Below are 6,212 nucleotides of genomic sequence, written 5' to 3'. Positions count from 1 at the left end.
AATAATTACCAACTTTTTTGTCCTATAGACAATGAAAATAGATAAAGACCAACTTTTTTGTCCTATATGCCCAATAAACTGAAGGGGCGATTACAAGCCCCTTTTAATTATCATAAGTACTAACCTTGCCATTCATCAACTATTAGCAATAATTCGATTGCTAATCTGGCTCTAGTAAAGCCTCGTTCATCACTGACTGCCCATAAACTTAATTGCCCATTTTCACTATACATTTGGCTAAGGTGTAACTGAGGTAATTGTTTTGCTGTTTCTTCTGTTTCACCATTAATAACAGGCGTGATCAATTTTTCTGAATGGCATTGTAATAGCCCTGTTTGCTGCCAAATATCATCAAGAGCTACTTGCTCTAAATCGTAACCTGATACGGTAATTTGTTGAGCAAATCCATAAAATACAGGTGATTGAATTTGATGTTCAATAAATTGTCCAGTGAACTCAGGCAAAACCTTAGCTAATAGAATACGTTGCTTATTAATATCTTCTCGATTATATAGAGGTGCAACATCAAAAGCTAAACGCTGTTGTTCCTCATCTAACGGTACTCCATTCAAAAGTTGTGCAGTTTGACCAACTAACTCTCTAATTTTTTTCTCACCAAAATAAGACATTGGTAATAAAGATGTTACTGATAATTGAGTTAACTCATATTGTTGTAGTAAAGGTTTTAAAACCAATGCTAATTGTGCAATTTGTGGAGTAGGTAATGACACGATATTACGTTGTCTTAGATCCGCTAACATTTCATTATTGACTGTGGGGACAACAGCAGGAATATCACTTAAATAAGCACATATGCCTAGTACATCAATCGCAATACACCCAGCTTCTGCCGCTGCTGCTAAATATGTAACCTGTTCTAAACGTCCTGCAAACAGTAAATAATCGTATTCTCGCCACTCAATATCATCCTCAAAATTTACTTGTTCAACATATTTACCATTAAAGCGAATATTTTGTTCTTCTGAAAATTTTTCTGCTTCAATGATAGTGACTTGCGCTGAGGCCAATTTGCTTTGTTCTAAAATAGCAGCTAATTTTTCTGCTAAAGCAAAATCTGCTGCAATAATAATATTTACGCTTGAACTCATTTTATTCTCCGTGCTACTCTTCGGCCCGTTATTCTATCAAATTAATTTTTACCACGGGAATGTTTTCCATGACTCCAGCAATTAACCTGTTAAAGAAACAAAAAATATCCTTTCAAATTCATCAATATGATCATGATCCTAATAACACTAATTTTGGTAAAGAAGCAGTAGAAAAATTAAATCTCTCTCCATTACAGACTTATAAAACACTATTGGTCACTGCAAATGGCGATGATAAACAACTGGCAGTAATGGTAGTACCTGTTGCATTTAGTTTAAATTTAAAAAAAGCAGCTAAAGCATTAGGAGTGAAAAAGATTGAACTTGCAGATAAACATCTCGCAGAAAAAGTTACTGGTTATCTTGTTGGCGGAATTAGTCCATTAGGACAAAAAAAACGTTTACCGACTATTATTTCCATGACAGCTCAACAATTTCAAACAATTTTTATTTCAGGCGGGAAAAGAGGCATTGATATTGAATTGCAACCGCAAGATTTAGCTCAACTTACTCAAGCTAATTTTGCTGATATTAATGAAGAATAGTAGAAAATAATTGTCATCTTGATAAATTTTCATTCTATTTGCCTAAATTTATGCCTATTTTTCAAGCAAAGTGTTTTTGATTAAATCAAACAGCAAAAAATATAAAAATTTTTATTGATTAGTTCCTGAAAATCAGTATTATAAGCACCCGTTGCAATATGGTAGCACATGGGTCGTTAGCTCAGTCGGTAGAGCAGCGGACTTTTAATCCGTTGGTCGAAGGTTCGAATCCTTCACGACCCACCATTTAATCCATATTCCACCCTTTAGGGTCGTTAGCTCAGTCGGTAGAGCAGCGGACTTTTAATCCGTTGGTCGAAGGTTCGAATCCTTCACGACCCACCACTTAGCACTTATTCATTTAAGTGGGTTATTAGCTCAGTTGGTAGAGCAGCGGACTCTTAATCCGTCGGTCGAAGGTTCGAGCCCTTCATGACCCACCACTAATTAACTCACAACTGAGGGTCGTTAGCTCAGTCGGTAGAGCAGCGGACTTTTAATCCGTTGGTCGAAGGTTCGAATCCTTCACGACCCACCAATAATATAATTTTTTCCCTCTAATATCTTTTTTAGTGTCCCTTATTCAAGTTTGTTTTAATTGATTTGTAATCAGAATATAATCTAGATGTTATATTTTTTGTAAAAATTCCTTTTTAATTTATCGATTTAGTTCACAATTTTGATATTTTATTAAATAAATGTTTTTGTGAATTAACATTCTTTGTTATAGTGAATTTGCTGTATCATTTATCAATAAGCGTCTATTATCAATGTAAGGATTTTTTATGAAAAAATTAACTCAAACTGAAATTAATACCGCCTGTATCCTACAGAAATTAACAGAATTGATTGGTCCTGTAACGGCTAAAAGCTTATTTTATGGATACGGTATTTTTAAAAACGAATATATGTTTGGAATTTATCAAAAGAATTTTTTCTATCTTAGAGCCACTGATGAGCTTTCGAAACTATTACTACGACTAGGGGCTGTACCGAACCCATACACTAATCCGTCCAACCAATATTTTTATCTTCCAAAAGAAATAACAGATAATGATGAACAATATCGTTTATATCTTATTTTATCTATTGAACAGGTAAAGCAGGAAAAAAAGCGTATAATTAAAAAAAAGAAGAACCAGATTCGGGATCTACCTAATTTAAGTATTAAGCATGAAAGATTATTAGCTAGAATTGGCGTGAAGAATGTTAAAGATTTCAGAAGACAAGGGCCGGCAATGATTTTTGTGGAACTAAAGAAAATCATTCTTATAGAGAATCTGAATCTCTATTGGAAACTTGTTGGAGCTTTTTATCTTAAGCATGATTCTCTCCTTACTTTAACTGAAAAAGAAGAACATCTTAGATTATTGAATATAAAATTACTTCAAGCAGGATACCCTGAAGAGTTCTTATCATAATTATAGATATTTTTCTATTGATCTGCCCCCGAAAAAGTTGAACAGCTATTTTAAGGACTGAATTCTGTATTGAACAGGACTCAGTCCATTTAATTTTAATTGTATTCTCGAACATATTCTTTGATAACGGATTCAAGTTCCTCAATGCTTTCGAAAGTCTTTCCATAAAAACATTCTACTTTCATCCGACCAAAGAAACTTTCCATTGTGGCATTATCTAAATAATTTCCTTTCCTAGACATACTTTGCACAATATTATGCTCAGCTAATAACTGTTGATAACTTACTCAGGAGGTATCTTTATCCATTGCTTGGATTGCTGTATTAAATGATAAAAGAAGGCACTTCTGGCTAATTGTGCACAGATTAAATACAATGCCTTAATGTTCGTTTAGACATTGTAAATGTATGACAGGTTAAAGAAAGAGTTTCGTTGTGTTTGAAAGTGGAAATCTACCACTTGTTGTTTAAATGTTTGTCGGCAATTTAAAGGGGCTTTAATAGCCCCTTAATTGTATATGTATATTTAGAAAAGTTCTTTAATTTCACCTTTGCTGTCTATAATTTGATTACCTTGTTCAGGTACAAAATGTTGTGTTGGTTCTGTACCTTCAATAAAGTATTCCAATCGGCCTCCAGAATCAGTGAGTAATCCATTTTCCATAGAGATGCGTTTTTGAATTACCCCATCTGGCATAGGATCATCTCTTACTGGTAATGGCTTAAGTGCATTAGTCATATAATCTACCCAAGCGGGCATTGCAGATTTTCCACCAGATTCTCCACGACCAAGATCGAGTTTATTATCATCAAATCCGATATAAACGGAAGTGACTAAATCACTACCATAACCAACGTACCAAGCCACTTTGGAATTATTGGTTGTTCCTGTTTTACCACCAATATCAGGGCGGCCAATTGCTTTACCTCGCCAGCTTGTTCCAGTCCAATTACCACCTGGCTCTCCATAGATACCAGAATTTAATGCGCTACGCATCAAGAATGCAATCTTTCCACTAATGACTCGAGGTGCATATTGTGATTCAGTTGATTGTTGATTGTCGTTTGTATTATTACCGAGCAAACTTGGTGCATTTTCTAGTTGTACATTATTCGTATTTAATTCAGGTACATCTGGCACAGCTTCACTATTGTCTTCATCACCTGAAGTATTTGATGATAAAGGTGTGTCTGGTGTTGAGCTTTCTGTTGCCGAGTTATCAACTTTTAATGAGAGGAAATCAATCGGTTTTACATCACCATAAATGACAGGAATTTGTTTATCACTACATTGGAAACAAGCTACTTTTGGTTTTGCTGTAAAAATCTCTTTTCCTGTATTGTCTTTAATTGATTGAATAATATAAGGATCAATTAAAAATCCACCATTATCAATAACAGCATATCCTCTTGCCATTTCTAATGGAGTAAAGGAAGCTGCACCGAGGGCTAGAGCTTCAGTTGCGGCATATTGATTTTTTTGGAAACCAAAACGTTGCAAATAGTCTGCAATATAGTCAATACCAACCATATTGACGGCACGTACCATCATTACGTTTTTTGATAAACCTAAACCAACACGTAAACGTAATGGTCCATTAAAGACATTTGGTGAATTTTTAGGTTGCCATGGTGCTTGCCCTGCTTTACGAATTGTGACAGGTGCATCATTTAAAATAGTTGCTAATGTTAACCCTTTATTAAGTGCAGCAGTATAAATAAAAGGTTTAATTGATGAACCAACTTGTACCATAGATTGCGTAGCACGATTAAACTTGCTACGAGCAAAACTAAAACCTCCTACCATAGCTTCAATAGCACCATTAGCACTATTTAATGAAACCATTCCAGAGTTAGCAATTGGGATTTGGCGTAATACCCATTGTTTTTTATTGTCTTGCATAACCCAAATCATATCGCCTGTATGTAAGATTTTATTGATATTACCTGCCCATTTAACGGCATTTTGCGTTAATGCAATGGTATCGCCATTTGCAAGCATCACTTGTGCTTGATTGTTTTTAACTTCTAACACAGCAGCTGGTTGTAAAGGAGTAGAATCAGGCTGTTTATTTAAGAAACCGATAATGCGTTCCTTATCCCAATCGGCCTCATCTGGTTTCCATAATGTTGCATTTTTACGATAGCCATGGCGCATATCATAGGCGAGAAGATTATTTCTTAATGCATCTTGTGCATTTAGTTGATCTTCAGAATTAATGGTAGTGAAAACTTGATAACCTTTAGTATAAGCCTGTTCTTCGCCATAGAGTTTAACCATTTCTTGGCGTACGGCTTCTACAACATAATCGGCATGTAAATCGAGTTTTGAACCATGGTAACTAGCAACGATAGGTTCTTGTAATGCCTGTTGATATTCTTCTTGAGTAATATATTTTTCATCTAACATACGCCCGAGTACGATATTGCGTCGTTCTGTCGCACGTTTTAATGAATAGATTGGGTTCATAGTAGAAGGAGCTTTGGGTAACCCTGCTAAGACAGCCATTTCACTTAATGTTAATTGATCGAGTGTCTTCCCAAAATAAGTTTGTGCAGCAGCAGCAACACCATAAGCACGGTAACCAAGATAAATTTTGTTAAGGTATAACTCTAAAATTTCGTCCTTGCTTAGATTATTTTCAATATCAATCGCTAACACGGCTTCTTTAATTTTACGAATTAATTTCTTTTCTGGGGTTAGGAAGAAATTACGTGCTACTTGTTGAGTAATGGTACTCGCACCTTGTGAAGCTCCTCCAGAGGTGATCGCAACTTTTAATGCTCGAGCAATACCGATTGGATCGATCCCATGATGTTCATAAAAACGACTATCTTCAGTAGCGATTACTGCATTGATCATCTGTTTAGGAATTTGTGCTAATGGTACTGGAATGCGACGTTGTTCACCGATTTCACCAATTAATTTTCCATCAGCAGTAAAAACTTGCATTGGTTGCTGTAATTCAACATTTTTTAATTCGTTGACATCTGGTAATTGAGATTTGATATGAAAGTAGAATACTCCACCAGCAATACAACTAAGAATAAATAAAGTCAAAATAGAACTAAATATTAATTTTACGATCTTCATCGAAAAAACACTCTCTCTATAAAAATAAAGCTAGTAAATGACA

At 35.0% G+C, this 6,212-nt stretch carries 4 protein-coding genes, 4 tRNA genes and 1 pseudogene; 6 read left to right on the top strand and 3 right to left on the bottom strand.

The genetic code is table 11. The annotated features are described in order from the left end of the window. Window positions 1-119: 119 nt before the first annotated feature. Entirely contained in the window at window positions 120-1,109 is a 990-nt protein-coding gene (locus ACFFHT_RS03415) for an Asd/ArgC dimerization domain-containing protein (RefSeq protein WP_382373485.1), read from the bottom strand. Between the two features lie 68 nt (window positions 1,110-1,177). Between ACFFHT_RS03415 and ybaK the strand changes: the two genes are divergently transcribed. From ybaK to ACFFHT_RS03385, 6 genes are all read left to right on the top strand, one after another. Beyond that, entirely contained in the window at window positions 1,178-1,654 is a 477-nt protein-coding gene (gene ybaK / locus ACFFHT_RS03410) for a Cys-tRNA(Pro)/Cys-tRNA(Cys) deacylase YbaK (protein ID WP_382373483.1), read from the top strand. A gap of 170 nt (window positions 1,655-1,824) precedes the next feature. Beyond that, window positions 1,825-1,900: transfer RNA gene (locus tag ACFFHT_RS03405), tRNA-Lys, on the top strand. 23 nt (window positions 1,901-1,923) lie between these two features. Then, window positions 1,924-1,999, top strand: a tRNA-Lys gene (locus ACFFHT_RS03400). A gap of 22 nt (window positions 2,000-2,021) precedes the next feature. After that, a tRNA-Lys gene (locus ACFFHT_RS03395) sits at window positions 2,022-2,097 on the top strand. 19 nt (window positions 2,098-2,116) lie between these two features. Then, window positions 2,117-2,192: transfer RNA gene (locus ACFFHT_RS03390), tRNA-Lys, on the top strand. 247 nt (window positions 2,193-2,439) lie between these two features. Then, the gene (locus tag ACFFHT_RS03385; RefSeq protein WP_382373481.1) at window positions 2,440-3,075 is read left to right on the top strand and encodes a TfoX/Sxy family protein; all 636 of its coding nucleotides are present in this window, start codon (window positions 2,440-2,442) and stop codon (window positions 3,073-3,075) included. A gap of 45 nt (window positions 3,076-3,120) precedes the next feature. On the opposite strand, the pseudogene ACFFHT_RS03380 reads toward ACFFHT_RS03385, so the two are convergent. After that, a pseudogene (locus tag ACFFHT_RS03380) lies at window positions 3,121-3,356 on the bottom strand (transposase); the annotation flags it as partial. A 245-nt stretch (window positions 3,357-3,601) separates the two neighbouring features. Next, the gene (locus ACFFHT_RS03375; RefSeq protein ID WP_382373479.1) at window positions 3,602-6,169 is read right to left on the bottom strand and encodes a penicillin-binding protein 1A; all 2,568 of its coding nucleotides are present in this window, start codon (window positions 6,167-6,169) and stop codon (window positions 3,602-3,604) included. Between the last annotated feature and the right edge of the window lie 43 nt (window positions 6,170-6,212).

This window comes from Gallibacterium melopsittaci (genome assembly GCF_042433085.1).
GTDB classification, from domain to species: Bacteria; Pseudomonadota; Gammaproteobacteria; order Enterobacterales; family Pasteurellaceae; genus Gallibacterium; species Gallibacterium melopsittaci.
Note: the sequence above shows the minus strand (reverse complement) of the source record. Positions and strands in the feature narration are given on the sequence as shown.

What these genes read in the sequence shown, in the direction of transcription:
- ybaK (WP_382373483.1), top strand. Translation starts at nt 1,178, where the DNA reads ATGACTCCAGCAATTAACCTGTTAAAGAAACAAAAAATATCCTTTCAA.
- ACFFHT_RS03375 (WP_382373479.1), bottom strand. Translation starts at nt 6,169, where the DNA reads ATGAAGATCGTAAAATTAATATTTAGTTCTATTTTGACTTTATTTATT.
- ACFFHT_RS03385 (WP_382373481.1), top strand. Translation starts at nt 2,440, where the DNA reads ATGAAAAAATTAACTCAAACTGAAATTAATACCGCCTGTATCCTACAG.
- ACFFHT_RS03415 (WP_382373485.1), bottom strand. Translation starts at nt 1,109, where the DNA reads ATGAGTTCAAGCGTAAATATTATTATTGCAGCAGATTTTGCTTTAGCA.